The organism is Neobacillus bataviensis LMG 21833 (genome assembly GCF_000307875.1).
Lineage (GTDB): Bacteria > Bacillota > Bacilli > Bacillales > Cytobacillaceae > Neobacillus > Neobacillus bataviensis.
This window is the reverse complement of sequence record NZ_AJLS01000054.1, coordinates 45,547-71,333: the sequence shown is the minus strand read 5'-3', so window position 1 is coordinate 71,333 and position 25,787 is coordinate 45,547. Positions and strand designations below refer to the sequence as shown.

Here is a 25,787-nt window from a genome sequence, read left to right as displayed (position 1 = left end):
CTTCTTGTTAAAGGAAAGCTGGTGAAACTTTTTGAAATCGATTAGCTTGTATGTGGATCGGGAATCGATCATTCATGATGTTGATCCCGTCACAAAGCTCATATACATTCTTTTTGCTTTATTGCTGCCTATTATTCTGCCATCGTTCACGATTTCTTTTGTTTGCCTGGGATTTAGTCTTCTGTTATTGATCGTGGCAAAAGTCATTCGAAAAGCAGTTCCTGTTTTTGGCTTTGTCTTTTTTGTGCTGATTACGGTCGTTATTATACAGGGCTTGTTTAAGCCGGAAAATGAAACGGTTCTTTTTCAAGTGGGCCCGGTTGCTATGTATAAAGAAGGTCTGCTATATGCCTTAACGATTACGCTCCGGGTAACGAATATCGTCAGTTCCTTTATGATCCTAGTTTTAACAACGAAACCATCAGATCTGGTCGAAACGCTTGTCCGTAAAGGAATGTCACCTAGAATTGGCTATGTGATTGTTTCTGTTTTTCAAATTATCCCCGAAATGATGTCGAGCATGGAGACGATTATGGATGCGCAGAGAGCAAGAGGAATGGAGACAGAAGGAAATTTACTTGTCCGGATCAAGGCTTTCGTGCCGTTATTGGGCCCGGTTATCCTCGGGTCGCTAATCAACACAAAGGAACGGGCAATGGCATTAGAAGTGAGGGGCTTTAATTCAAAGTCCCCCAAAACATACCTTTATGAGGAAAAGACTTACACTTATAGCGGACTAGTTCAATCAGTGATGATGCTGCTAGTAGTGGGCGCAGTCGCATGGAGGATTTTTACATGAAAAAGATAGTCGTAGAAGGTCTTAAATATAAATATCCATTATCCGACAAGCTTGCCCTTAACGATCTTTCGTTTGAAGTGAACGAAGGAGAATTTATCGGTATTATTGGAAAAAACTCTGCGGGAAAGTCGACCGTATGCCAGGCACTTGTCGGGCTTGTCCCTCATTTTTATAAAGGGGCTTACGGCGGTAAAGTCCTAGTGGACGGGCTGGAAGTAAAAAATAGTTCGATTGCTGATATTTCTCTAAAGGTAGGTATGGTGTTTCAAAATCCATTCACTCAGGTGACGGGTTCGAAGATGACGGTTTATGAGGAAATTGCCTTTGGACTTGAGAATATTGGGCTGCCCCGTCCGGTAATTATTGAAAGAATTGATTACGTGCTTGACCTGTTAAAAATTGAGCAGGTAAAAGATCACAATCCCTTTGATTTATCTGGAGGGCAAATGCAGCGGATGGCGATTGCAAGTATTATTGCCATGCAACCTGACATTTTGGTATTGGATGAACCAACCTCCCAGCTTGATCCTGCGGGCTCTGAGGAAGTTTTTAGTGCGATTCAAAAGCTTAGCAAACAGGGGATTACCGTTGTTCTGGCTGAACATAAAATGGAGAAGGTTGCTCAGTATTGCAATCGGGTCTTACTCCTACACGAAGGAAAAATGGTTGACTTTGATACACCTGAGAAGGTTTTTTCGCGGAAGGATCTTGAGGATCATGGGGTTGTTGCACCTGTTTATACTAGATTGTGTAAAGCATTAGGTATAAAGAAGGCAGGCTCGGACTGTTACCCTGTAACCTTGGAGGATGCAGAAAAGGCTTTAAGGGGGCAGATAGGATGATCAAGGTATCTAATCTTTCTTTTTCCTATAAAAAGGGTGGCCACCGGGTGCTTTCGGGAATAAATATAGAGTTTGACCAGCGTTCAACGGCCATTATTGGCCAAAACGGTGCCGGAAAGACCACTTTTGTAAAACTGCTAAAGGGCCTATTGAAACCGGATGAAGGAGAAATTTTAGTTCATCACTTTGATGCAAAATTAAAAACGGCTGCTGAGATGGCTAGAACAATTGGTCTTGTGTTTCAAAATCCCAATGATCAAATTTTTAAACGAACGGTTTTGGAAGAAGTGATGTTCGGCCCGTTGAATATTAAAATGGGTAAATATACGGCGGAGAAACAGGCGATCAAAGCTTTAAAAATGGTCGAGCTCGATGATAAACTTGAGATGAATCCTCATGATTTGAGTTTATCGGAAAAGAAACTGCTTTGTATCGCTTCCGTTGTGGCAATGGATACGGACATTATTATTTTTGATGAGCCGACCATTGCACAGGATCATCAAGGTAAAGAGAAGATTCGTGAAATCATCAATGAATTGAAGAACAACAATAAACTGATCCTGACAATTATCCATGATATGGATTTTGTTGCAGAGAATTTTGAGCGAACAATTGTGTTTAATGAAGGAAAAGTCCTTCTCGATGGAGATACACGATTCGTATTCTCGCAAAAAGCTATTTTAAGCCAAGCCAAAGTCGAACCGCCAGGGATCACCCAATTAGCAGAGAGACTTGGAATGAAAAACACTATACTAACAGTAGATGAGTATATAAGGGTGTCAGGCACCATGTGAACATGGTGCCTGACACCCTTTTCTTTATTGGTAAGTTGGGAGTTGTGTTTAATGGATTTTGCCATATAATAGAGGTAAGGATGTTCACGAAATTGTCATAAATGCACTATTTTCACTAATTATAATTTGAAACCTATGGATAGAAGTACCATTTTAGAAGGGGGAAATTGAAATGTTCAGAGCGGCCGCGGCGGGTGTGTTAGGGTTTATTTTGATTTTTATCGAATCGATGATTGTCATCAAACTAAAAGGATACGCAACGATTGAATTTGGCGGGATTGCCCCTTTCGTTAATGTCTGGGCGATGAATTTCTTTTTTGTCTTTGCAATTTTAACTCAAATAACCAATTGGTATACCAATAAGGAAAGTTATAAAGAAGATAATAGTTATTAAATGTAAGGAAATGGCAGCAATCTCAATGAAAACTGAGATTGCTGCCATTTTTTTATAAAGAAAGTATACAATTTTCGACTTTGAGAATTGTCTAGCGCAAGCGCCCTAGCGGCTAGTGTCCTTCGCTCTCCGCCCTACGATAAGTCAACATCGGTTCGCTACGCTCACCGTGTTTCCTTTATCTCAGTTGGAGCGCTCCAGGCCATACGCCGCTGACCAGGGCACTTGCGCTTTTCTCATTATTTCCGATGCATTTTAAACTGTAAAAACAGTTCATTGTAGTAGGCTAAGTTCCTTTTACCAAGGTTTTCATATACTTCAAGTTTTTCCGTCAATTCAGGGGATGGATAGAACCGCTCATCCTTGACGACCTCTTTAGGCATATGTTTGAGTGCCTGCTTATTCGGTGTTGAATAGCCAACATATTCTGTGTTTTGTGCAGCAACCTTTGGATCGAGCATGAAGTTAATAAATTTATGAGCCGCCTCAATATTCTTCGCCGTTTTTGGAATGACCATATTATCAAACCAAAGATTAGAGCCTTCCTTTGGGACAACATAATCCAAATCTTCATTCTCGGACATAATTTCGGAAGCATCCCCTGACCATACCAGACCAACAGAGGCCTCTTCATTGGCTAGCAGCATCTTGATTTCATCGCCAACAATGGCTTTGACATTTGGGGTAAGCGTATCGAGCTTTTCCTTTGCCTTAATTAGATGGGCCTTCTTTGTATCATTAAGTGAATAACCTAAACTATTCAGCCCCATTCCCATGACTTCACGGGCACCATCAATGAGCAAAATCTTATTTCTTAATGAGGGTGCCCAAAGGTCATTCCAGCTGGTAATTTTCTTACCATTCAGCATTTTAGGATTATAGACAATGCCAACAGTCCCCCAGAAATAGGGCACTGAATACTTATTTCCCGGATCAAACGGCAGATCCATGAATCGTTTATCAATATTCTTTAAGTTGGGTAGCTTGGAATGATCCAGGGGAATAAGTAAATCCTCATGCCGCATTTTATCAATCATATATTCAGATGGAACGGCAATATCATAGGTCGTGCCGCCTTGTTCAATCTTGGTCAGCATCGCCTCATTTGAATCAAAGGTTTCATAAATGACCTTGATACCTGTTGCTTTTTCAAACTGCTTGATAAGATCTTCATCAATGTAATCGCCCCAGTTATAAATCGTCAGCGTATTACCGCCTGAATAGCCTTGGGACGTGTTTAAACTGGAAATCGCATATAATAGCACTGCTGATGCAAGGGCGATTATGAGGAAAAAACGAAAAAGCTTGTTCATCGTTTTCGAACCCCCATTCCATTAACCTTGTTGCGCTGGGTAATAAAGTAATAAATGACCACGAGCAGCATTGTAAACAGGAACAATAAGGCTGATAATGCATTTATATTCAAGGAAATTCCCCGGCGGGCTAATGAATAAATTTCAACGGAAAGTGTTGAAAAGCCATTACCCGTGACAAAAAAGGTAACCGCGAAATCATCGAATGAATACGTTAATGCCATGAAAAATCCTGCGAAAATTCCTGGTGTGATAAAAGGAATGATTACCTTTGTCAGGACGTTCCAGCGGCTTGCCCCAAGATCCCGAGCCGCGTCGATTAAGGTAGGGCTCATCTCCATCAACTTTGGCAGCACCATCAAGACAACAATCGGAATGCTAAAGGCGATATGGGATAACAGCACCGAATAAAACCCAAGCTTGATCCCAGCCATCGTGAATAAAATTAAAAAAGAAGCGCCAATGATGACATCAGGGCTGACGATGAGCACATTATTTAATGATAACAATGAATTTTTGGTTTGTCTTTTTTTCGCCTGATGGATCGCCAGCGCCCCTAGTACACCTATGATGGTAGAAAAGAGTGCTGATAATAATGCAACTACAACCGTATTCAAAACAATAATCAGAAGCCTTGTATCTTGAAAAAGTTCACGGTACCACTCAAGCGAGAATCCTTTAAAGTTATACATCGTTTCTCCACTGTTGAAAGAGAAGATAACCAGGAAGAAAATAGGTGCATACAGGATAAAAAAGATCATTAATAAAAATACCTTTGATAATGGAGTAATTTTATTATCCACGCTACACACCTCGCTTTCGGGTATTCGTTATAATCATAATGAAAACCATGATCATGATTAAAAAGACCGCAATCGTGGCGCCCATACCCCAGTCCCGGGTTACAAGGAAATGCTGTTCAATCGCTGTCCCAAGAGTGATCACACGGTTCCCCGCAATTAATCTTGTCAGCATGAACAAGGATAGAGCAGGAATAAAGACTACCTGGCAGCCTGATTTCACCCCATCAATCGTTAAGGGAAAAATAACCCGGCGAAACGTCGTCCATTTGGATGCCCCTAAGTCGTTAGCTGCGTCCAAAAGGGTCGGATTCAATTCATTTAATGAATTGAAAATCGGTAAAATCATGAATGGGATAAAAATATAAACTGAAACAAACACAAAACTGAAATCTGTAAATAAGATTTGCTGCGCCCCAATCCCAATCATTTTTAAAAAGCTGTTTGCCGCTCCATAGGTACCAAAAATACCTAGGAAGGCATAAGCCTTTAACAATAAATTAATCCATGATGGCACAATAATTAATAAGAGCCACAGCTGTTTATGCCTAGTTTTTGTTAATAAATAGGCTGTGGGATAGGCAACCAACAGTGAAATAGCTGTAATCAAAAAGGCATACCAAAAGGAGCTAAGTGTCATCTTTAGATACACCGGTGTGAAAAACTTTTGATAATTCACGAGTGACACATTTCCCTCAATATCAAAGAAGGAATAATAGAGTACAAGAAGAATGGGTGCAATGACAAAAAGAACAATCCAAAGGAAATAAGGAACCATATATAAATTGCGGCTGAGTTTATTTTCCATTGGCTTCCACATCCGAATAGGCTTCTAATCGCCGATCGAATTCTTCCTCAGTTTCCCCATGCCGCATAACATGGATAGCCTCCGGGTCGAAATAAAGCCCAATTTTATCACCCACGGTTGCCTTTTTCGTGGAATGGACGAGCCATTCATTTCCGTCTTGATCATAGCAACTGATTTCATAATGAACACCACGGAATAATTGCGAATCAACACGTACTTGAAGTTTGCCTCGTTCCAGAGTTGTGATTTCCAAATCCTCTGGGCGGATGACAATCTCAACCGTCTCATTCTTGTTTAAGCCCTGGTCAACACACTCGAACTCTCTGCCGACAAATTCGACACGATAATCCTCCATCATTCTTCCTTCTACTATATTGGATTCACCAATAAAATCCGCCACAAAACGGTTAATCGGTTCATCATAAATATCTGTTGGTGTGCCGCTTTGCTGGATTTTCCCTTTATTGATGACAAAAATTTCATCAGACATCGCTAGTGCTTCTTCTTGATCGTGTGTAACGAAGATAAAGGTAATGCCAAGTCGGCGCTGCAATTCACGCAGCTCATACTGCATTTCAGTACGCAGCTTTAAATCAAGCGCTGACAATGGTTCATCAAGCAAGATCACTTCCGGCTCATTGACAATTGCACGAGCAATCGCAACACGCTGCCGCTGCCCACCGGACATTTCTCTAATTTCGCGCGTTTCATAGCCCGAAAGGTTAACAAAGCTTAGCGCTTCTTTTACCTTTCGTTCAATTTCCGCATTCTTCATTTTTTTAATACGTAATCCGAATGCCACATTTTCAAATACATTTAAATGAGGAAAAAGGGCGTAATCTTGGAAAACGGTATTCACCTGGCGTTTATTTGCAGGTACATGATTGATTTTTTTACCGTTAAAAACTATTTCTCCTTCAGATGCTTCAGTAAATCCGGCGATTAACCGTAATATTGTCGTCTTCCCGCATCCTGAAGGACCGAGAAGCGTATAAAATTTTCCGCGCTCAATCTCAAAACTTACATCGTTTAGGATGGGCGGGTCGTTATCATATTGTTTTGTTACATTTTTAAATTGAATAATAGCACCGCTCATTAAAGTGACCTCCTTTTTTACAGTTAAAACAAGTTTCACGTTGTTCCATTCGGAAATCATTATACAGGAAGAGCCTGAAAATACAATTACTGTTTCATTATACAATTAAAGAATCCAGCAAAAGGCAATTTTTTTCAAAAATGGCCTGGATATAGTTTCGGCCATGATAAGCCGGAAAAAGATTGTAGTTAGTGGTCTAAGAAAAATTCAGAGCCTGAGAATTTGTTCACATGCCGGTGTCGAAATACTTTTGATAAAAAATGGAAAAAAGTTCTTGATTTAACTAATTGCATTAGTTAAGATAAAACTAACGATATTAGTTAAAAGGGGATGATCACGGTGAGAATGATCAAAAACGGTTATTTATATCAAGTGACATTTATGGCAAATGTTTTTCCGGTTAATTGTTACTTGGTGGAGGAAGAGGATGGATTAACATTGATTGATGCAGCTCTCGGATATTGTGCAAAGGGGATTTTGAAGGCTGCCGAAACCATTGGAAAGCCCATTACAAAAATTGTTTTAACACATGCACATGAAGATCATGTTGGTGCGCTTGATTCTTTAAAAGCAATCTTGCCAGAGGTACCAGTGTATATTTCGATTCGTGACCACCGATTAATGAATGATGATCGTTCGCTTGACCCGCATGAGGAGCAAACACCGATCAAGGGCGGAGTACCAAAAAAATTAAAGACACGGGCAAATGTGTTATTGAAGGAAGGTGATCTTGTCGGTTCGTTAACGGCAATTGAATCACCGGGGCACACACCAGGATCGATGGCGTTTTTAGATTTGCGTTCCAAGGCGCTGATTGCGGGGGATGCCTTTCAAACAAGGGGTGGTATCGCAGTGGCTGGGGATTTGAAGCCATTGTTCCCATTCCCGTCATTTGGTACATGGAGTAAAAAGACGGCATTAACTAGTGCGAAGAAACTTGTGAGCTATGAACCTGAGCTTCTTGCGGTGGGGCATGGGGAAATGGTTGTGCATCCTGTGAGTGTGATGGCACAGGCTATTGAGAATTTGGAACGGAAAATAGGATAGAGGAGTAGTTATCATGTCACCTAGACCAAAAATTGGACTCGATTTAATGGCGATACTAGATGCAGCAGGGGGAATTGCGGATCAGCAAGGAATGCAGGAGGTTACTTTAGCAAATCTGGCAAAGAAGTTAGGGATTCGTCCTCCATCACTATATAACCATTTTGACGGATTGCCGGGACTAAGGAAAAAGCTGGCGATATACGGGATTGATATGCTTTACGGGGAAATGGCGGATGCTGCGATTGGGGTGTCAGGCACCGAGGCTGTCCTTGCAATCAGTAAGGCATATGTCAATTTTGCCCGGAAGCACCCTGGGATGTATGAGGCAACATTGTTTGCCCCCGACCCGGAGGATGAGGAAGTCCAGCAAGCCGGGGCAAAAATTGTCGACCTTTCTGTCCGGATCCTACATGCCTATCATTTAGAAGGGGATCTCGCCCTGCATGGTGTTAGGGGGTTGCGCAGTATTTTACATGGCTTTTCCGCATTGGAGCAAAAAGGCGGTTTTAAGATGGCGCTGGATTTGGATGAAAGTCTGTCGATTATTCTTAAGGCATTTCTTGCTGGGATGGAAAAAGAAGGGGTATCTTGATAAAGAGCCCCCGTTGTTCGGTCTTATAAATACTTTACAAATCTTTTTGATCAACATTTAATTCAATTAGATTCCCATCAGGATCGGCACAAAAGATTTGGGCGAAGCCGCTGGCACTATGAGGTTTTTCTAATGTCGCAATCCCATGTTGTTTAAGCCAGTAAAGAGTATCATTGTAGGATTTGATTCTTAGGGCAAAATGGCCTTCCCGGCTGCTCAGATGTTTTTCCTTGCGAATCGTTTGAGAGGTCGGGAGGACAATAAGATGAAGCTGCTGGTTGCCTATTTTATACCATGCTCCTGCGAAATCAAAGGGTGGACGTTCAAGTTCTTTTAAACATAGGATTTCACTATAAAAATGTTTTGCACGCTCTAGATCGGTTACGGTCAGACTAACGTGATGAAGAAGTTCTTCGTATTGAATCAATTCGGTCATCTCCAGTACAATTGAATTTTTGAGTTTGATAACTAAATTATAACATTGTACTGAAAAGGATTTAAAAGAAGAATCTTGCTAGGACAATCTATAACCATAAGGGACATTTTGGAGATGTATTAGTTTGCTAAGCTTTGTTATAATAATGGAAAACTTAAGTAATAAGGAATGATGCCTGTGCGGAGCATAGAAAAATATGGTTTAATTTTGGACGTGGAAACGACCGGATTGGGTCCCACTAAAGATGAAGTAATTGAATTGGCCTTAAAGTTATTTACCTATCGATCCGATTCGGGTGAAATAATCGATATTATTGAGGAAGATTCATTTTTAAGGGAGCCACTTTCTGAGTCAGCTCGTTTTAACTATGACCAAGCATATAGAGTACATGGGATTCCGTATGAGTTAGTTAAAGGAAAAAGCTTTTTCGATGGAAAAATAAAAACCTATTTTCATCGTGCAGACACTGTGTTTGCACATAACGCATCCTTTGACCGCAGCTTTCTTTATCACATGTACCCAGAGGTTAACGAATTAAAGTGGTATTGTACGATGAGAGGGGTACCGTGGAAAAATTATGGATTTCCAAATGGGAAACTTTTGACCCTTTTACAAGCCCATAACATTACCAATTACCAAACACATAGAGCACTTGACGATATTACATATTTAATGGAATTGCTCAAGAAAGAAAGTCCGAACGGCAACCTCTATCTGCAGGAAGTACTCGAAAAAGGCCCAATGAGAAAATACCAACCAGCCGCCGCTCGAACAAAAATGGGCTAAAACCTGCCCCAACCGAAACCCCAACGCAAAAACCCTGCGTTGGGGTTAGTAATGGTGCCTGTCACCATTGCTACTATTTACACTATATTTAATTTCCTTTTTACTTGAAGGTTTACCGCTTTATTTGAAGGTTCCAATATATTTAGATTGTGGTCTATAGATGGTGTTGTTTTCTGCTTGTTCTAAGACGTGTGCTGTCCAGCCTACCGTTCTGCTTGCGGTAAAGGTGGGGGTGAACAGTTCTGAATCCATATTGATTGCTTTCATGATGGCGGCAGCGTAAAATTCTACGTTTGTATAAAGGGAACGACCAGGCTTCAGTTCTGCTAATACCCTGACAGCCGTGTCTTCTACAAGCATCGCTAAGTCAAGCCACTCATCTTCTCCAACCAGTTCCATTATTTTTGCTTTTAAGGCAATCGCTCGAGGGTCGTGCGTTTTATATACCCTATGCCCAAAGCCCATTAATTTTTCTCCGCGTAAAACCTTTTCCCGTATCACCATTTCTGGCTCTGCCCCCATAGCAATTTCATCAAGAAGCTCGATGACTCCTGAAGGAGCCCCTCCATGAAGAGGGCCTTTCATTGTTCCGATTGCTGATGTAATTGCTGAAACTAAGTCTGATTCAGTGGATACCGTAACTCTGGCAGAAAATGTAGAGGCGTTCATTCCATGTTCAAGTGTTAAGACCATATACGTTTCAAGTGCCTCCACATGGGCAGACGAAGGAACATTCCCGTACAACATATACAAATAATTTTCAACATGGTCTAAATCATTCCGAGGAGATACGAACTTTTTTCCCTCTAATTGACTTTTTCGATAGGCGATAATGGTAGGGGTCAAGGCGGTTAAACGGATGGCCTGCGTAACAGTAGGTTTCCAGCCGTAATCAAAATAACCAGCCTCCGCTGAAATGGCAGTCCTAATAACACTCATTAAATCCATATCTAGAGGAAGCTGATTAATTATTCTCATAATATATTCGGGAAGTCCACGATTACTCTTCAGATCACCTTTCAACGCAGCTAGCTGTTCAGCATCGGGAAAATGACCAAACCACAGAAGATAGGCAGTTTCTTCAAATGAGTTATTCCTCGCAATTTCTTTAATGTCATAACCGCGATAAAATAGCTCGCCAATTTCCCCATCAATATGACTAATCAATGTTTCTGCCGTCACAATCCCTTTTAAACCTTTCTGAATCATAAAAATCGCTCCTTTCCTTATTTATTATTATTTTATAAAATAAAGATAATTAAGAACATTAAATATTATTAAAGTAATTGATTACTATTTTTAATAAGGAGCAATTTATGGAATTTCAATGGCTCAACACATTTATTACAGCGGCAGAATATGGGAATTTTCGCAGGACAGCGGAGCTATTATATATTTCACAACCTTCCGTTACGGTTCATATAAAACATCTAGAAAAAGAGCTTGGTATCCTGTTGTTCCATCGGGATGGGAAAAAAATAAAACTGACTGAAGAGGGAACACGATATTTAGTTCACGCAAAAAAATTACTTGAAGTCTATCAAGTAGGCCTTGAGGATCTGAATTCTTTTACCCAAGGATATACAAAGAAATTATTACTCGGAATTTCACCACTTATTGCAGATACCATCTTGCCATATGTTTTAAAAAGCTATACAAATCAGTATCCGGAAGTAGAGATTTCGGTAAAAATAATTGAATCTGTCGATATTGAGCAGGCGGTTTTAAAGGAAGAAGTTGATCTAGGTCTTTCGTGCCTAAACAGCAGCCATCCCAATTTGCTTTGTGAACTTTTATCAAAAGACCGTGTTATATTGGTGGCTCCTCATGATGGGAGGGATGCTGAATCAGCGCCGCCTCTAAACGAGGAAGAGGTGCTAACAACCAATTATTTAATCACCCACAATCATCCTGGCTACTGGGATCTTCTTTGCAGAATGGTCAAAAATCAATATCCAGGTATACGAATGATGAGAGTCTCGCAGGTTCATATTACAAAAAGATTTATTGTTGAAGGGTTAGGAGTATCATTTCTGCCGACATCGACGGTAAGGAGAGAATTATTAGAGGGGAGATTACTAGAGGTAGACTGTCATTCAATTCAAATGCCTGAAGCCAATACCTACGCGGTAATGAAATATAATCATTCTAAACAAAGTGAATTTTTAAAGTTTATTTCGAATTATAGATTGTAGAATATGAATCAGAGTTGTATGTGGCGCTATAAAAAAAACGGCCCTGTCACAAGATTGCTGACAGAGCCGTTTTTTTCGTTCAATAAATTAGTGTTTGCCTTCAGCGAAAACTTGGAAGGTAACACCAAATTTATCTGTAACACTACCATAGGCAGGGCTAAAGAAAGTTTCTTGCAATGGCACTTGAACTTGACCGCCGTCTTGTAAGGCATCAAAAAATTTGCGAGCCTTTTCAGCATCGTCAGTGGTGATACAGATGGTCACTTGGGTTCCGCTTTCATGTGGCTGACCTGGGAACGTATCAGAAAACATTAGATCTGTCTCGCCAACTTTAATTGTTGCATGACTCACGAGATCCTTTGCTTCTGCAGGGAGAGGAAACTCCGGATTTTCCGGCATTTCACCGAAAGATTGTTTAAAAAGAACCTGTGCATCCAATGCATGTTGATAAAACTCAATCGCTTCCTTTGCATTACCCTTCATCACCAAATAGGGAATCAATCTTACTGTCATAAAATAATCGCTCCTTGTCTCATAAGAAAAGTTACTTGCCTTATTCGATAGTATGAAGACAGGCATCTTGCTGACACTAACCAATAAAAGCAGCCACATCCTAGTATTACCGATAATTCAATTATAAAACAAAGAACCTATGTTCGCAATAGTGAAATTGGTGCCTGACACCAATTTCACTATTGCCGTGTTATTTATTTCAATCCGGACAGGTATCTTTCTTTGATGATGTTGCCATGGTGGATGGCGTGCCCTGCGATGATGTAGGCGATGGCACGGGTGGTGATTTCTGTACCGTTGGCAAAGCCTTTTCTGCCCCAAGGCTCATCCGCCATGTTTTGGATTAAGGTGATGGTGGCATTTCGTACTGCTTTAAAGTCCTCAAGAATCACTTTATTCGAAAGTTGGTCAATCTGGGATCCCTTAATATAATCGTTCTCGTCGAACCCAGCCAATGGTGTTTGGTCACCGCGGCCAACACGAAGCAGGCGATAGCTCATTATTCTTTCGGTATCAGTCATATGACCAAGAACTTCTTTTATACTCCATTTTCCAGATGCATAACGGTAATGCCCATCTTCCTCGGATAGGCCTTCAAAAAGAGCAACCGTCTCCGCTAAATTCTCTTTTAAAATCGACAAAAGGTCACTATCCGATACTAAATTTACATAAGGTACATAATACTCAGGATATTCATTCTCTAATGGACGTTGTAACAATCCCGTTCTCTCCCCTCTAATCTCGAAGGCATGTTCACCCTTCATATTTAATCATTAACATTTCAATCCTACCACAATATTCAAAAAAATCGAAAAGATTAGGTTGGAAATGGTAACAATAAAAACTCGTTTCCTTTTCTAGGTATAAAAAAAGAAATAATAATTGGGATAGGTTACGAACATATCCCAATATATTGTTAGCAGGAGAAATTAATAGGTATAACTTGTAAAATACAGAAAAAAGTTGCAAACTAAAGTGTAATACAAATATTTTTCTAATTAAGAGGTTATGAAAATGAGCAAAGTAGAAATCATTGTTTTAAATGAAGAAGATGCCAAAACAGCGGAGGCCTATGGCGCTGACCGTCTTGAGTTAGTTTCCGCCATGACAGAAGGCGGACTGACACCTAGTTACGGAATCATTAAAACAGTTGTTCAGAGTGTGAAGATTCCTGTGATGGTCATGGTACGGCCACATAGCTTTTCGTTTGTGTACCGCAATGATGAATGGGTGGCCATTCGCGAAGATATTAAAATAATGAAAGAATTGGGTGCGGCCGGAATTGTCTTCGGGGCAATAAACAATCAGCAAAAAGTAGATTTTGACATGCTCTCTATGGTGTTAGAAGAAGCGAAGGGACTCTCCGTAACGTTTCATCGTGCGATTGATGAAACAAATTCACTAGAGGCTTATCAATCCCTATGCCATTCTAGTTATAAAGTAGATCGAATCCTGACATCAGGTGGAAAACCGGCTGCGCATGAAGGACTTGATATATTAAAAAGAATGATTGAGGAGTCGCAGAAATCCGCAAACTCCCCAACCATCATGCCAGGTTCAGGTCTTTCCGCCAATAATATTGAATACATTCACGACCAGCTCCATGCTGCAGAATATCATTTTGGCTCTGCAGTAAGGATTGATGGTGATTTTAGCAATCGAATCAACGGAGTTGAGATTGAAAAAGTAAGGAAAAAATTAGTTAATCGGTATTAGCCGTCCAACTAAGAATACGAAGTAGTTTTTAACAAAAAAGAGTTGCAGCATATTAATTTTAGCAGCATTGCTTTTATCGGTGTCAGGAACTTAGACTAATCTTCATCCTGTATTCTATATCTCAAGTTATTTCGAATTTATCGCTATGGCGAAATAGCGATTAGGCAGCCATTCAACTGTTGCTTCATTATTGTTTTTCTTTCCTTTGGCGATCTTCCAATCCTCGCCTGAGAGGCCTAAATCATAAATACCTACAATATTTCCATCCGCTTTTGATCCGAGACTAATCAATCCATGAAGCGGTTTTTTTAGTTGATTCACATTTACGGTACTACCGTCAGGACGGATTCCATCCAAAGTAAGTTGGAAAATGTCACTAACCTTTTCAATCAAACCATTTTTATTATGTCGGGACTCTAGGAGGGATGTTGTCGCTTCATCCGACAAGCGGTGCACCTTGAAGGAAATGATTCCATCCGCGATTTCTTGCTTTTTCATCAAATCAGCCACTTCTGATAAAGTTGTTGAATCTATCGACCATGTCGCTTTTCCCAACATCACGTCTAATTTTTGATTCCCAAGCATTTCTGCTGCTGCTGTCGGCAGACGCAGTTCTCCTTCTTTACCTTCGAAAGTAATGGTAAGATTATTTTCCTCTAGCATTTTTTCTAAATCAGCTGTTGTTATTTTGACTAAAGATGGATCCTTCACATTAAGTAGATATTTTTTTCTAAAAGTATCATATTCAGCAGTTATAACCGTTTCTCCTTCGCTCAATGCTGTAACAAGACCTTCTGAATTAATGCTTGCTACAGATGGATCGGAGCTATGATAGGTTATGTTTTCTGTCTGTAGCTTTTTGCTGTTATCTCTATAAATACCATTAACTATTACTTGGTTCTTTTCACCAAGATTAAGTTTCTCTTTCCCTAATACCTCTATGTTTTTCACCCGTGGACTTGTTTTTGTAGCTTCTAAAGACTCTTTTACCAATCCAAGGAAACGGCTAATTTCCTCATGTGGAGGTTCGGTAAGAGTATTAGGATGGCCCTCATCTCCTGGTACCCATAGTAACTCAACCGGAATATATCCACGGTAGCTGCTATTTCTTACATCTGTAAATAGTCGATCCATATCGATTTTTACATCTGTTTCTTGTCCAGCAGTTTTCTTCTTTACTTGGAAGTTATTGGTGTAAGGGAGTGCCGCCCGCATGTCATGATACCAATTATAATCATATCCGTAGTTATTACTTCGGAAATTCCTAAAATAACCAGTATCATTAATAATTCCAATGTTAGGATGATCAACCCAGTTTAGGATTTGGATGATCTGTCCAGCAGTAGAAGTCATGTCACCATGGTTCTGAAGGCCGATCTTAACCCCCTTAGATGCCCCATATTCTGCAATTTCTCTTAAAGGAGGAGCAATTCTATCTCTGGCTATTGTTTCCCAGCCAAGGCTTTTAATATCTTTTGGTACATCACCAGAGAATACACGCATGACAGGTGCACCCATTTCTGCTGCTACATCAATCCAATATTTTATCCGTTCAACATCGAGAGCACGTCTTTCAGCATTAGTATCTGCAAAATCATTTTGTACACCCGTTCCGCTAATTTCCATTCCAAGTTCTTTACAAAGATCCTTTAACCGCTTAACGAAGTCATAAATCTCTTCATCTGATTTAGTAGGCATCGTTTTATTATCGTATCCTGGAATATAGTAAGCCGTAATATCTACCGCATCAAATCCAGCCTTTTTGGCTGCTCGTATTGCCTCAAAAGTATCGATTGGAGGTGGGCCATCTGATTTGTTGTCTCTCCAAGCGTTCAAATTTACATTATAGCTGTACAAATTAAGACTAACCTTATAATCACCAGTGTAATATTCACCTGTATATTGATAATCAAGATTTTTGTCGTATTTATAATCGTAAAATTGATTCTCGTCAATTACGTCATCATCTTCACTAAGATCACCAATCAGCTTTATTCTAAAATCCATAAACTCATAATTATCTTTATATTTTAGAATAGCTTCTTCGGTTGGAACATAAATCGTTAAATTTTGAACATCCTTAAACCAGTATCCCGTTGGAAGCATTTCTGGCGGCTCTTCTCCAAGGGTGAGAGATGTAATCGTAGTTCTATAAAATGCCCTATTACCCATAGCAGTTAATTTGGGCAGTTCCACAGCCTTTAAATTTCCTCCTCCAATTCTCCCTTGATAAAACGCTCTTCCTCCAAGGATTTTTGTATTAAGAAACTTTACGGTTTGAAGGCTTTGGTTTTCTTCAAACGCTTTTTCGGGCACAGTTGAATTCTCAAAATCAGCCTTGTCTACAAGCTCAAAAGTTAGAAGGCTAGTAAGACTTTCATTAATAAATTTCGTATCGGTTCCGTTCAGAATTCCATCGGTAATAGTAAGACTGGTAATCTCTTTATATCCGATACCAATACTATCAACTGCTTCTTTTAGTCCACCCCCGGCATTTGATATACGAATCGAAATAACACCTTCTCCATCCGGATTGGTTTCTGCAATTGCTGAAAAAGGCATTAAAGCAATTAACATCACTGTGGTAAGAATTAAACTATAAATCTTTTTTAATTTAAACATGTGAAAAACCACCTTTTTATTTTAGGTAATCGTTTACATAAATGTTTTAAACTATCAAAATCTAACTTCTTTTCATGTAAAATGACCACGGTAAAGTATTGGATGAAATTAAAAAGTTTAACATCTTCATAGAAAAAGGGACCTTTACATCAAGTAAAGTGCCTTTTAATTTTATTGATTCAGCATTATCCTCAAGTATGTTTTAATATCTCGTCTAGACGAGGCGTCAATATGTTTATCTGACATTCCTTCAACAAACTTCAGAGAATTCTCCAAATGCTTTTGGCGTTGATCAGCTGTTTTTGCTTTTTCAGCTGAGCTGATGTGAGCTTTGAGTGCATCTTTTTGTCCATGTTGAATTGTAGCATCATCAATTAACTGATAAAGATTATTAAATGTCAGTTTATCTCTTGTGACCTCAATCGTGTAGGTTTTCGTGGATTTATCCGTTCCTGTTACAACGATCGTAATGGTGTTCACCCCTGCGTTAAGCAGAATCTCTTTGCTCGGCTGACCGCTTTCGACGATCGTTCCGTTCACTTCTACAGTCGCCTCAGCCTCTGCTTTCATTGGTGTAACCGTCAGGCTTGTAACGCTATTTGCTACTAGCTGCGTGTAGCTCGTCTTTTCCGATGTAAAATCTTCTTTCAATGCGCCCGATGACAAGCTAATATCGCTCAAATCAGAATAAATATTGTTCCGTTTTGTATCTTCCATCACTTTTTTCATCATCTTAAGAAACGCTAATGTTTCTTCATAAGGAGGTGTGTCAAGTTTTCCCGGGTAGCCTTCGTCGGCGGGAAGCCACAAAAGTTCAACTGGTATATAACCGCGGTATGAGCTTCTTCTAATGTCCCTAAACAATCTTTCTAGATCCATAAGCTCTTCTGATTCGGCTCCGGCAGGTTTTTTCTTGACTTGAAAGTTGTTTGAATACGGGAGGACAAGTGCAATATCCTTATACCAATCATATTGTCTGCCATCAGTAGTCAAAAAGTCTTTGTAGAATCCAGTGTCATTCACGATGCCAACATTGTCTCTATCAAGCAATTCCAAAAACCGCAACACTTGGTTCGCCGTTGCCAGCATATCGCCATGGTTTTGGATGCCGATTTCTACGTCTGGATAATTATCTCTTGCGTAATCCGCAATTACCCGAACGTCAGGCACAATTCGGTCTTGCATAATCGCTTCCCAGCCAGTGCGCTTAATATCAACAGGTGGAGGACCAGTAAACACTCGGATAATAGGCGCGCCCATTTCATGTGCTACCTTAATATAAAACTTAATGCGCTCAATATCTAAATCACGTCTCGCCTTATTAGGATCAGCAAAGTTATTCTGAATGCCTGTACCGCTTATCGCAATACCCAATTTAGCGCTGAATTCTTTAATCTCTTTGGCATACGCGAGAATTTCCTCTTGCTGTTTAGGTGTCGGCATTGCTGTATTGCTATACCCGGGTAGGTAATAGCATGTGACGTCGACAGCGTCAAATCCGTGATCATGCGCCCACTGTATCGCCTCAATCGTCGTCATTGGGACAGGGGAAGTACGCCCTTGTATCCATGAGTTTATATTCATGTTAAATGTATACAAGTTGAGGCTAGTTTTGAACTCACCGTTATAATATGGCAATGCTTGATCTTGATCCACACGTAGATAGTCATAGTCAGCGTCAATGTATTCAGGCGCTCGCTCTACAACAGGTAAAACTTCGCCACTATCCGCGATAAAATCTAGTGCGCTCCAATCAATCTGATCGTTATTTTCAAGTTTGATATATTCATCATATGCTGCCTTGTCGGGCACATGTATGGTCATATCTGTCACATAATTAAACCACAGACCTTGTTTGCCTTCAGGCACAGTAAGCGTGGGCGGTACGCTTCCCAAGTACAACTGCTCTAAGCTCACACAAAAATAGAATGCCCGTTGTTCTATAACTTTAACTTTTGGAAACCTAGCTATTTTAAGCATGCTAGCAGTAGAACCCTTTGTTTGGGCAAATGCTTGCGAGCTTATTGTTGTAACATTCGGAAAGTCAACCTCAGTCAGGCTTTCAAATAAATTGAACGCTTTCACCCCGATTGTCGTTACGTTATCCGCTTTGACTTTTGTTAGATATCTATTGCCTTCAAAGGCATTTTTGGGAATGGTCCCGTTTACGAAATTAGCTGTACCAATAATGTAAAGTTCTTCAAGTTTTTTAAGACTGGTTGCAATAAAGGCACAGTCAGCAGGGTCTAAAACGCCCGCTTCAATGGTAAGTACTTTGATATCACTATAGTCGAATTTATATTTGTCAATGGCGTCCTTCAGCTTTTTAGTTGTAAAATTATTAATTACAACCTCTTTTGTTGCACGTGGTCCAGCGTCAGCATCTTTTTCGGCGTCATCGTCATTTGAAGTAAAGGTACAGCCAACACAATTGTTGATCCAGTCCTCGTCGTCTTTGAAGACAGAGACTGCAACTGTAGGAACATAAATGATGAGATTATCGGTATTGACGTCTTTGAACCAGTCGGTGGGTTCACCTGGAAATTCATCAAACGCAACTGGAAGATATGTTTTGTTAAATGTGAGTGATTTAAGACTTGTATTACCCTTGAAAGCCCCCGGACTGATCGTTCTAGTTAAGCCAAACTCGGCTTTCTCCAATAAGGAACAACCCTCAAAAGCCGATGAACCGATGTTAGAAGTATCAATTCCTATTTTTACGTCCTTCAAATTTGTAAGTCCTTTAAAGGCATTATTAGGCAATTTACCACCGTTCCATGTTAGATAAGTAGGGTCATCCGGCTTTTCTATCGTGAAAGATGTCAGGTTTTTATAATTACTAAAGGACTTACCCGCAGGGTTAAAGTCAGCATTCGCTAACGTTTTCTTTGCTTTACCTGCTTTGACAATAATAGTCTTCAACTTAGCGGCTTGCTCGGGATTTGTGCTGTCATAGCCGGCTTGCGCCAAAAGGTCAAGAAGACCAGTATTTGTATCAAAAGTGATGATAGCTTCCCCATCGGCGGCATTGTCGGCTGCTTGAACCTTCGTGCCCAATGTAAATTGAAGCGATGTCAATGTTAAAAGAGTCGCTAAAATAATGCTCAGTACTTTTCGTGCCTTTTTATACATGCTCTCACTCCTTTTATTCTAATTCGGGTTGATTTTTGCCACGTATTCTTGTAAATTACTATTCAATCACCTCCCAAAAAATTAAATCCCCTTAAGTAAACGTTTACATATTCTTCTTACCTGCACTTTTAAAAATAGCAGAGTAGGAGACAAAAAGGATATATTTTTTAAATATTCCGAATAGTCTTTAATGTAAACGTTAACCAAAAGTGTAACACTTCTTTTAATAAAGTCAATATTATAATGGTCACTTTTTGATCAGAAGTATATGAGTCGTTTGTTAGTTAGTAGTTGTCTAAACTAGATCTTTTAACGGGGGGAAAGTTTGTACTTTACCTGGCTCAAGTAAGCTATTGAACTATAATTTAGAACTGAAAACTAAATTTATAAATTTAAAAAATTAAAATTTTTCAAAAAATCATCTTGACATTGTATTATAAGATTCATAAACTTGGATTAAGTAAACGTTTACATAAATTTACCAAAGTGGACGTTTACTTTTAATTTATTTTTATAAGTAAACGTTTACTTAGAAGGAGGTGTTCAATCCTGAAGAAACAACCGAAAAAGAAATATACGACACTCCGTGACGTGGCCAAGTTGGCAGAAACATCTATTGCTACCGTATCTTATATTCTCAATGGTTCTGAGGGGCGCTACGTAAGTGCAGAATTAAGAGAACGAGTTCTTCAGGCTGCTAAGGAGCTAAATTACGTAAAAAGTGCTGTTGCAAGTAGCTTAAAGGGTAAGGATCGGGGTATCCTCTCGGTATTAGTTCCTCAGTTCGATAATCCATTTTTCACTCGGATTATTGTAGCAATTGAAGAAGTGGCACATCGTAATGGGTATTTTATTTCCATTAGCACCACAGTGGACGATATGGAGAGAGAAAGAGAAATTATCAAAAAAATGATTGAACAGCGTGTAGATGGTTTAATTATCAGCCCTACCATTCAGGGAACTGAAAATACGGACCATCTTAGGAACTTAGGGATCCCTTATGTGATACTTGAAAGACCGTTGATTGGACTTAGTCAATATGAATTCGTAGGTTCAGACAATTTGAGTAGTGGATATTCGGCTACAAAACATTTAATAGAAAATGGTCATACACGGATTGGCTTTCTCGGGTGGGACACCTTTATTAACGTCCAAGACAGGAAAGATGGATACCTGAACGCAATGGAGGAATCCGGTCTAGAAGTAAAGCAACAATGGATTCAACTAGGTTCTCTTGAAAGAGATTCGGGTTATCGTTTAATGAAGCATTGCCTTGATTCAAATATTACCGCTGTAGTATTTGGCCACCACATTCTGGCAGAAGGTGCGATTCGATTGTTAAGGGAGAGAAAGATAAGTATTCCAGAAGAGATGTCTGTTGTTATTGTCGGTACCCCTAGTTGGGCGGAGTTAAGTCTACCGAAATTTACCTGTGTCAAACAAGGTGAGGAGCAGATTGGCGAAATCGCCGCGGAAATTTTATTGAAAAACATAGCAGGAGAAACTGAGAGCCAGACATGGCATAAAGAAAAAGTTTTTTGTGAAGTTGTGCCGGGAGACTCTGTAAAAAATTTAAATAATCAGGGGGAATTGTAATGAAAAACAAAAAAGGAATCGTATGGGGAATTGTAATTGCGCTTGTTGTTGTACTTGCACTAGCATGGCCGAAATTTTCGGATAAATTCCAAGCTGAACCAAAATCAAATTGGCCTGAGAAAGATATTACCATGGTAGTTCCTTTTAATCCAGGTGGCGGAACTGATTTGACAACGAGAGCATTAGCAGATGAAATGTCAAAGAGTCTTGGGAAAAATATATCTGTCGTTAATACGCCAGGAGCTAGCGGTTCAGTCGGTACGCTAAGTGTACAGAATGCGAAACATGATGGCTATACAATGTTAGGTAACGGCTTCATGGCATTTGTCAGCTACCCAGTTATGGGATACACAGAACAAACACACCGTGATTGGAATATTTGGATTGCCACTCTTTCTCCGAACGTTATTGCTGTGAAGGAAGATTCTAAATACACTGATGTTAACTCACTAATAAAAGATTTGAAGGATCATCCTGGAGCGGTATCTGTAGGTACAGCTGGTATTGGTACAGGCGGACATATCGCAAGTGAAGTATTAAAGTCAGCCCTTGGATTTGATTACAAACATGTTCCATACCAAGGAGGAAATCCAGCTATTCTAGCAGCTCTATCCGGCGAAGTAGATTTTGTTCCACAATTATCGATGGAAATGGTAGATATGCTTAGAGGGAAAAAATTAAAAGGACTTGCAGCTCTAACAGAAAAGCCGCTTGAAATTGATGGAGCAGATCCAATTCCGTCCATTGCTGATACTCATCCTGAATTGAAGTCAATCGTTCCATTAGGAGAAACCTTTGGTATCGCAGTACCTAAGGATACTCCAAAAGACGTTGTAAAGAAGATTGATGAAGCGTTTAATAAAGCTATCAAAAGTGAAACAATGAAAAAATTTGCGAAGGAAAAAGGTGTAGAGGTTCTTGGCTATAGCGGCGATGAGGCACAAAAATTTGTCGAGAAGCTTGCAACTACTGTGGACTGGGCATTGTACGATGGTGGAGTTGCAAAGATTTCACCGGAGAAATTTGACATTGCAAAGCCAAAAAAATAATTCCAATGAAATTAGGTGGGTAACAAATGGAAGGGAATATTAAACATCTCGATTTTATTTCGGCAATCTGTTTGTTTCTGGTCTCTGTCTATATTATATGGGATAGCTGGAGAATTCATGAAGATGTTGGAGGTCCGCTTTACGCTTCGCCAGGACTGCTAACATTATTTCTTGGAACGATGATTGCGCTATGTTCCGTATTATTATTTATTAGATGTTTGAAAAATGTAGGATTCACAGGCAATATAAGTGCATTCAAACATTGGTTTACAGAATTCATCAAGATGAAAGAAACATTAAATACGTTGTTAGGAATAGGAATACTTGCATTATTCGTATTTATTCTGCTTCCTAGATTTCCGTTTTTGATTTCTTCATTCATATTTACGTTTATTTTGATGAAAGTGATGGAGGCTGGTTCCATTCTTAAAATCACTATTATATCTGCTTGTGTAAGCGGATCGATCTTTACGCTATTTGAAATTATATTTAAAGTACCATTACCTTAAAGAAAGAAGATGAATAACATGGCCTTACAATATATTCTCGATACGCTTTATCAACTTGTTACGCCAGTTAATCTTCTGACGCTAGTGCTTGCCGTGTTTTTCGGTCTATTAGTCGGTGTACTGCCGGGATTAACTTCTACAATGGCAATCGCGCTTTTGACTGGTTTGACTTATGGGATTTCTTCAGAGACAGCGATTTTATCATTAATTGGGGTGTATGTTGGGGCAATTTCTGGCGGAGTACAAACAGCCATCTTATTAAACATACCTGGAACCCCAGCTGCAGCTGCAACGGCAGTGGATGGTTATAAGATTGGGCAAAGGGGCGAAGCAGGCTTAGGCATTTTTCTCGGAAATGCCTCTGCTTTCCTAGGTACTTTATTCGGAGCAGTTTGTGTCTTAATACTAACACCGCTTCTGTCGATGCTATCTTTAAAATTCGGTTCTTGGGAGTTCTTTTTACTAGCTGTTTTCGGCGTCATGATTTGTGGTAGTTTGACATCAGGAGGCGACTCCTTAAAAGGTTGGATTTCCGGACTAATTGGGTTATTTGTTGCCCAGATTGGCTTAGATGCCTTGAACTCTTATCCACGGTTTACATTTGGAAGTATGGCCTTAATAGGAGGCATTCCATTAATTCCGATTATGATAGGATTGTTTGGATTTCCTGAAATCGTAAGTTCTTTTAAACATCAAGAAATGAAAGCCATTAAACAAGTCATAAATCTACGAGTAAAAAAGGGACTTTCTATTTTAAAAGGAAAGTTTCCTACCGTATTTAGATCCGGCTTCCTTGGAGTCGCTGTTGGGATTATTCCTGGAGTCGGGGAAGATGTGGCAGGTTGGTTGTCGTATTGGGCAGCGAAAATGCGCAGCAAAAAGAAAGAAGAGTTTGGTAAAGGTTCATATGAAGGTGTTATCGCAGCAGAAACCGGTATTAATGCGACGATTGGTGGAAACCTTATCCCTGTTCTAACTTTAGCTGTACCGGGAAGCACTTCTTCAGCTGTGTTACTAGCAGCTTTATGGTTACACGGATTTAGACCGGGGCCATTATTGTTGAGCGAATCTCCTGGATTTATCTATACAATGAGCATGTATTTGGTAGCTAGCGCATTTGTTATGCTGCTTTTGGGACTTCTCGTCTCTCGATATACGGTGAAAATGCTCAAAATTGACAAAAGAATTCTAATGCCAATCGTCTTCGTATTTTGCGCAGTTGGTTCATTCGTTATTGATAACTCAATCACCAGTGTTTACATGATGTTCATATTCGGAATTCTCGGTGTGCTTTTATCAGCAATGAAATATCCAGCCGCTCCATTTTTGCTAGGTGTCGTACTTGGTCCAATGGCTGATTCGAATTTAAGACGGGCATTGGTTTTGTCTGATGGAAGTCTGGCTCCTTTCTTAACTAGACCGTTATGTCTTGTATTCGTAATTGGTATTATCTTAATGATTTTAGCTCAGTTAAAAGTTTTTGATAAGTTAAAGCCAATTATTTCTAAAAAGAAAAACATCTCGGGGTGACTTTGGAATGAAAAAAGTGAATGTTGGTATCGTCGGCAGCGGGTTTATTGCGACAATCCACATAGATAGTTATAAAAAGGTATTTGGGATTGATGTTTGTTTGAAGGCAGTGGCATCAACCAATAAAAAGGTACAGTCTTTTGCAGACAAATACGGTATTGAAAAAGTTTATTCGCAGTTTGATCAGTTGCTGGAAGATCCAGAAATTGATGTTGTAGATATTTGTACTCCTGCCCACCTGCATGAGTCAATGATCATACGTGCTTTGTTGGCAGGAAAGCATGTTATTTGTGAAAAACCTATGACCGGCTATTATGGAACAGGGGAAGCAAATGTTGGGTCTACTGTTTCCAAAGAAGAGATGTATCATGATGTGATTCGTCGGATGGATAAACTAAAAGTAGTGGCCGAGCAAAGCGGCAAGTTATTCATGTATGCAGAGAATTGGGTGTATGCACCCTCGATTACAAAATGTGCAGAGATCATCAAAGAGAGAAAAAACAAAGTCCTTTTGTTAAAAGGTGAAGAGAGTCACAGTGGATCTCATGCTGCTCATTCTGCTTTATGGGCACAAACTGGCGGCGGTGCATTAATCCGTCAGGGATGCCACCCATTATCAGCCGTGCTTTATTTAAAACAAGTGGAAGCTCAGGCAAGGAATGAAGAAATTCATATTGAAAGCGTTGTTGCGGAAGTTGGAAATATTACAAATCATTTAACTGAGCAAGATAGAGGTGTTATTGCTGCACGCCCTGTAGATGTTGAAGATTGGGCAAATGTGAGTATTACTTTTTCAGATGGTACGAAGGCGGCAGTGATGGCTGGAGATATGATTGTTGGGGGAGTTAGAAACTTACTAGAGGTCTTTACCTCAGAAAGCGCACATATTTGTAATATGACACCAAATAACCATACATTATCCTATTTCGCGAATGAAATGAATATGGATCAAATTTTTATTAGTGAGAAAGTGGAAACGAAGCAAGGCTGGCAATTTGTAAGCGCAATGGATGAGTATGTAAGGGGATATATAGGCGAATTCCAGGACTTTATGGAGTGTGTTGCTTTCGAGAGAAAACCGAAATCTGATTTTAAGCTTGCATATGATACTACGAAAGCAATTTATGCTGCTTATTGGTCCGCTGCTGAAGGCAAAAGGATTTATCTATCGACCAAACATTCTATTAAAATTTGAACTTAGTATTAGGCAATTAAGGA

Annotated in this window: 24 protein-coding genes; 14 read left to right on the top strand and 10 right to left on the bottom strand. The window is 39.7% G+C overall.

The window, feature by feature from the left end; genetic code table 11:
* Window positions 1–31: 31 nt before the first annotated feature.
* From BABA_RS08185 to BABA_RS08170, 4 genes are all read left to right on the top strand, one after another.
* Entirely contained in the window at window positions 32–799 is a 768-nt protein-coding gene (locus tag BABA_RS08185) for an energy-coupling factor transporter transmembrane component T family protein (protein ID WP_007084689.1), read from the top strand.
* Window positions 796–1,641 (top strand): energy-coupling factor ABC transporter ATP-binding protein, encoded by an 846-nt coding sequence (locus BABA_RS08180; RefSeq protein WP_007084688.1) that lies wholly within the window; start codon window positions 796–798, stop codon window positions 1,639–1,641. Before BABA_RS08185 ends, BABA_RS08180 begins: the two co-directional genes overlap by 4 nt.
* A complete protein-coding gene (locus BABA_RS08175) occupies window positions 1,638–2,435 on the top strand; it encodes an energy-coupling factor ABC transporter ATP-binding protein (protein ID WP_007084687.1) in 798 nt (265 codons plus the stop codon). Before BABA_RS08180 ends, BABA_RS08175 begins: the two co-directional genes overlap by 4 nt.
* Window positions 2,436–2,607: 172 nt before the next feature.
* Window positions 2,608–2,829 carry a hypothetical protein gene (locus BABA_RS08170; RefSeq protein ID WP_007084686.1) on the top strand — a complete coding sequence of 74 codons (222 nt, stop codon included), beginning with the start codon at window positions 2,608–2,610 and terminating at the stop codon, window positions 2,827–2,829.
* Window positions 2,830–3,068: 239 nt separating this feature from the next.
* Here BABA_RS08170 and BABA_RS08165 read toward each other — a convergent pair whose 3' ends face one another.
* The 4 genes from BABA_RS08165 to BABA_RS08150 are packed head-to-tail and all read right to left on the bottom strand — an operon-like array spanning window position 3,069 to window position 6,846.
* Entirely contained in the window at window positions 3,069–4,142 is a 1,074-nt protein-coding gene (locus BABA_RS08165; protein ID WP_007084685.1) for an ABC transporter substrate-binding protein, read from the bottom strand.
* Window positions 4,139–4,945, bottom strand: coding sequence for an ABC transporter permease (locus tag BABA_RS08160; protein WP_007084684.1), 807 nt, complete (start codon window positions 4,943–4,945; stop codon window positions 4,139–4,141). Before BABA_RS08160 ends, BABA_RS08165 begins: the two co-directional genes overlap by 4 nt.
* A 1-nt stretch (window position 4,946) precedes the next feature.
* The gene (locus BABA_RS08155) at window positions 4,947–5,750 is read right to left on the bottom strand and encodes an ABC transporter permease (RefSeq protein WP_007084683.1); all 804 of its coding nucleotides are present in this window, start codon (window positions 5,748–5,750) and stop codon (window positions 4,947–4,949) included.
* A complete protein-coding gene (locus tag BABA_RS08150) occupies window positions 5,740–6,846 on the bottom strand; it encodes an ABC transporter ATP-binding protein (protein WP_007084682.1) in 1,107 nt (368 codons plus the stop codon). Before BABA_RS08150 ends, BABA_RS08155 begins: the two co-directional genes overlap by 11 nt.
* Before the next feature lie 339 nt (window positions 6,847–7,185).
* Here BABA_RS08150 and BABA_RS08145 point away from each other — a divergent pair, with 339 nt between their 5' ends.
* Window positions 7,186–7,893 carry an MBL fold metallo-hydrolase gene (locus tag BABA_RS08145; protein WP_007084681.1) on the top strand — a complete coding sequence of 236 codons (708 nt, stop codon included), beginning with the start codon at window positions 7,186–7,188 and terminating at the stop codon, window positions 7,891–7,893.
* Window positions 7,894–7,906: 13 nt separating this feature from the next.
* Window positions 7,907–8,485 carry a TetR/AcrR family transcriptional regulator gene (locus BABA_RS08140; RefSeq protein WP_007084680.1) on the top strand — a complete coding sequence of 193 codons (579 nt, stop codon included), beginning with the start codon at window positions 7,907–7,909 and terminating at the stop codon, window positions 8,483–8,485.
* A gap of 34 nt (window positions 8,486–8,519) precedes the next feature.
* Here BABA_RS08140 and BABA_RS08135 read toward each other — a convergent pair whose 3' ends face one another.
* The gene (locus tag BABA_RS08135; protein WP_007084679.1) at window positions 8,520–8,912 is read right to left on the bottom strand and encodes a VOC family protein; all 393 of its coding nucleotides are present in this window, start codon (window positions 8,910–8,912) and stop codon (window positions 8,520–8,522) included.
* 186 nt (window positions 8,913–9,098) lie between these two features.
* On the opposite strand from BABA_RS08135, the gene BABA_RS08130 reads away from it, so the two are divergent.
* Entirely contained in the window at window positions 9,099–9,707 is a 609-nt protein-coding gene (locus BABA_RS08130) for an exonuclease domain-containing protein (protein WP_007084678.1), read from the top strand.
* A 120-nt stretch (window positions 9,708–9,827) separates the two neighbouring features.
* Here BABA_RS08130 and BABA_RS08125 read toward each other — a convergent pair whose 3' ends face one another.
* Window positions 9,828–10,916, bottom strand: coding sequence for a citrate synthase/methylcitrate synthase (locus BABA_RS08125; protein WP_007084677.1), 1,089 nt, complete (start codon window positions 10,914–10,916; stop codon window positions 9,828–9,830).
* 107 nt (window positions 10,917–11,023) lie between these two features.
* Between BABA_RS08125 and BABA_RS08120 the strand changes: the two genes are divergently transcribed.
* Window positions 11,024–11,902 carry a LysR family transcriptional regulator gene (locus BABA_RS08120; protein ID WP_007084676.1) on the top strand — a complete coding sequence of 293 codons (879 nt, stop codon included), beginning with the start codon at window positions 11,024–11,026 and terminating at the stop codon, window positions 11,900–11,902.
* A gap of 87 nt (window positions 11,903–11,989) precedes the next feature.
* Here BABA_RS08120 and BABA_RS08115 read toward each other — a convergent pair whose 3' ends face one another.
* Together BABA_RS08115 and BABA_RS08110 are read right to left on the bottom strand one after the other, a co-directional pair.
* Complete coding sequence (locus BABA_RS08115) at window positions 11,990–12,415, bottom strand: VOC family protein (RefSeq protein WP_007084675.1); 426 nt, start codon at window positions 12,413–12,415, stop codon at window positions 11,990–11,992.
* Between the two features lie 194 nt (window positions 12,416–12,609).
* Window positions 12,610–13,134 (bottom strand): DinB family protein, encoded by a 525-nt coding sequence (locus tag BABA_RS08110; protein WP_007084674.1) that lies wholly within the window; start codon window positions 13,132–13,134, stop codon window positions 12,610–12,612.
* A gap of 295 nt (window positions 13,135–13,429) precedes the next feature.
* Here BABA_RS08110 and BABA_RS08105 point away from each other — a divergent pair, with 295 nt between their 5' ends.
* Window positions 13,430–14,131, top strand: coding sequence for a copper homeostasis protein CutC (locus BABA_RS08105; protein ID WP_007084673.1), 702 nt, complete (start codon window positions 13,430–13,432; stop codon window positions 14,129–14,131).
* Window positions 14,132–14,257: 126 nt separating this feature from the next.
* Here the strand turns inward: BABA_RS08105 and BABA_RS25985 are convergent, their stop codons facing one another.
* Window positions 14,258–16,753, bottom strand: coding sequence for a TIM barrel protein (locus BABA_RS25985; RefSeq protein WP_007084672.1), 2,496 nt, complete (start codon window positions 16,751–16,753; stop codon window positions 14,258–14,260).
* 171 nt (window positions 16,754–16,924) lie between these two features.
* Complete coding sequence (locus BABA_RS25980; RefSeq protein ID WP_007084671.1) at window positions 16,925–19,885, bottom strand: leucine-rich repeat protein; 2,961 nt, start codon at window positions 19,883–19,885, stop codon at window positions 16,925–16,927.
* A 591-nt stretch (window positions 19,886–20,476) separates the two neighbouring features.
* On the opposite strand from BABA_RS25980, the gene BABA_RS08090 reads away from it, so the two are divergent.
* From BABA_RS08090 to BABA_RS08070, 5 genes are read left to right on the top strand one after another with little or no spacing between them, the layout of a single operon-like run.
* Window positions 20,477–21,481, top strand: a complete 1,005-nt coding sequence (locus tag BABA_RS08090; RefSeq protein ID WP_083865333.1) for a LacI family DNA-binding transcriptional regulator — start codon at window positions 20,477–20,479, stop codon at window positions 21,479–21,481.
* Window positions 21,481–22,530 carry a Bug family tripartite tricarboxylate transporter substrate binding protein gene (locus BABA_RS08085; protein WP_007084669.1) on the top strand — a complete coding sequence of 350 codons (1,050 nt, stop codon included), beginning with the start codon at window positions 21,481–21,483 and terminating at the stop codon, window positions 22,528–22,530. The genes BABA_RS08090 and BABA_RS08085 overlap by 1 nt, the downstream gene beginning before the upstream one ends.
* A 26-nt stretch (window positions 22,531–22,556) precedes the next feature.
* A complete protein-coding gene (locus BABA_RS08080) occupies window positions 22,557–23,039 on the top strand; it encodes a tripartite tricarboxylate transporter TctB family protein (RefSeq protein ID WP_007084668.1) in 483 nt (160 codons plus the stop codon).
* Window positions 23,040–23,057: 18 nt separating this feature from the next.
* Window positions 23,058–24,569: a tripartite tricarboxylate transporter permease gene (locus BABA_RS08075; RefSeq protein WP_007084667.1), complete on the top strand. Its 1,512-nt coding sequence runs from the start codon at window positions 23,058–23,060 to the stop codon at window positions 24,567–24,569.
* Between the two features lie 7 nt (window positions 24,570–24,576).
* Window positions 24,577–25,764, top strand: a complete 1,188-nt coding sequence (locus tag BABA_RS08070; RefSeq protein ID WP_007084666.1) for a Gfo/Idh/MocA family protein — start codon at window positions 24,577–24,579, stop codon at window positions 25,762–25,764.
* Window positions 25,765–25,787: the final 23 nt, after the last annotated feature.

Excerpts from the sequence above, each read along its gene's own strand:
- BABA_RS08165 (WP_007084685.1), bottom strand. The coding sequence starts at position 4,142 with ATGAACAAGCTTTTTCGTTTTTTCCTCATAATCGCCCTTGCATCAGCA.
- BABA_RS08105 (WP_007084673.1), top strand. The coding sequence starts at position 13,430 with ATGAGCAAAGTAGAAATCATTGTTTTAAATGAAGAAGATGCCAAAACA.
- BABA_RS08155 (WP_007084683.1), bottom strand. The coding sequence starts at position 5,750 with ATGGAAAATAAACTCAGCCGCAATTTATATATGGTTCCTTATTTCCTT.
- BABA_RS08170 (WP_007084686.1), top strand. The coding sequence starts at position 2,608 with ATGTTCAGAGCGGCCGCGGCGGGTGTGTTAGGGTTTATTTTGATTTTT.
- BABA_RS25985 (WP_007084672.1), bottom strand. The coding sequence starts at position 16,753 with ATGTTTAAATTAAAAAAGATTTATAGTTTAATTCTTACCACAGTGATG.
- BABA_RS08180 (WP_007084688.1), top strand. The coding sequence starts at position 796 with ATGAAAAAGATAGTCGTAGAAGGTCTTAAATATAAATATCCATTATCC.
- BABA_RS08125 (WP_007084677.1), bottom strand. The coding sequence starts at position 10,916 with ATGATTCAGAAAGGTTTAAAAGGGATTGTGACGGCAGAAACATTGATT.
- BABA_RS08085 (WP_007084669.1), top strand. The coding sequence starts at position 21,481 with ATGAAAAACAAAAAAGGAATCGTATGGGGAATTGTAATTGCGCTTGTT.
- BABA_RS08175 (WP_007084687.1), top strand. The coding sequence starts at position 1,638 with ATGATCAAGGTATCTAATCTTTCTTTTTCCTATAAAAAGGGTGGCCAC.
- BABA_RS25980 (WP_007084671.1), bottom strand. The coding sequence starts at position 19,885 with ATGTATAAAAAGGCACGAAAAGTACTGAGCATTATTTTAGCGACTCTT.
- BABA_RS08150 (WP_007084682.1), bottom strand. The coding sequence starts at position 6,846 with ATGAGCGGTGCTATTATTCAATTTAAAAATGTAACAAAACAATATGAT.
- BABA_RS08070 (WP_007084666.1), top strand. The coding sequence starts at position 24,577 with ATGAAAAAAGTGAATGTTGGTATCGTCGGCAGCGGGTTTATTGCGACA.
- BABA_RS08120 (WP_007084676.1), top strand. The coding sequence starts at position 11,024 with ATGGAATTTCAATGGCTCAACACATTTATTACAGCGGCAGAATATGGG.
- BABA_RS08140 (WP_007084680.1), top strand. The coding sequence starts at position 7,907 with ATGTCACCTAGACCAAAAATTGGACTCGATTTAATGGCGATACTAGAT.
- BABA_RS08115 (WP_007084675.1), bottom strand. The coding sequence starts at position 12,415 with ATGACAGTAAGATTGATTCCCTATTTGGTGATGAAGGGTAATGCAAAG.
- BABA_RS08075 (WP_007084667.1), top strand. The coding sequence starts at position 23,058 with ATGGCCTTACAATATATTCTCGATACGCTTTATCAACTTGTTACGCCA.
- BABA_RS08080 (WP_007084668.1), top strand. The coding sequence starts at position 22,557 with ATGGAAGGGAATATTAAACATCTCGATTTTATTTCGGCAATCTGTTTG.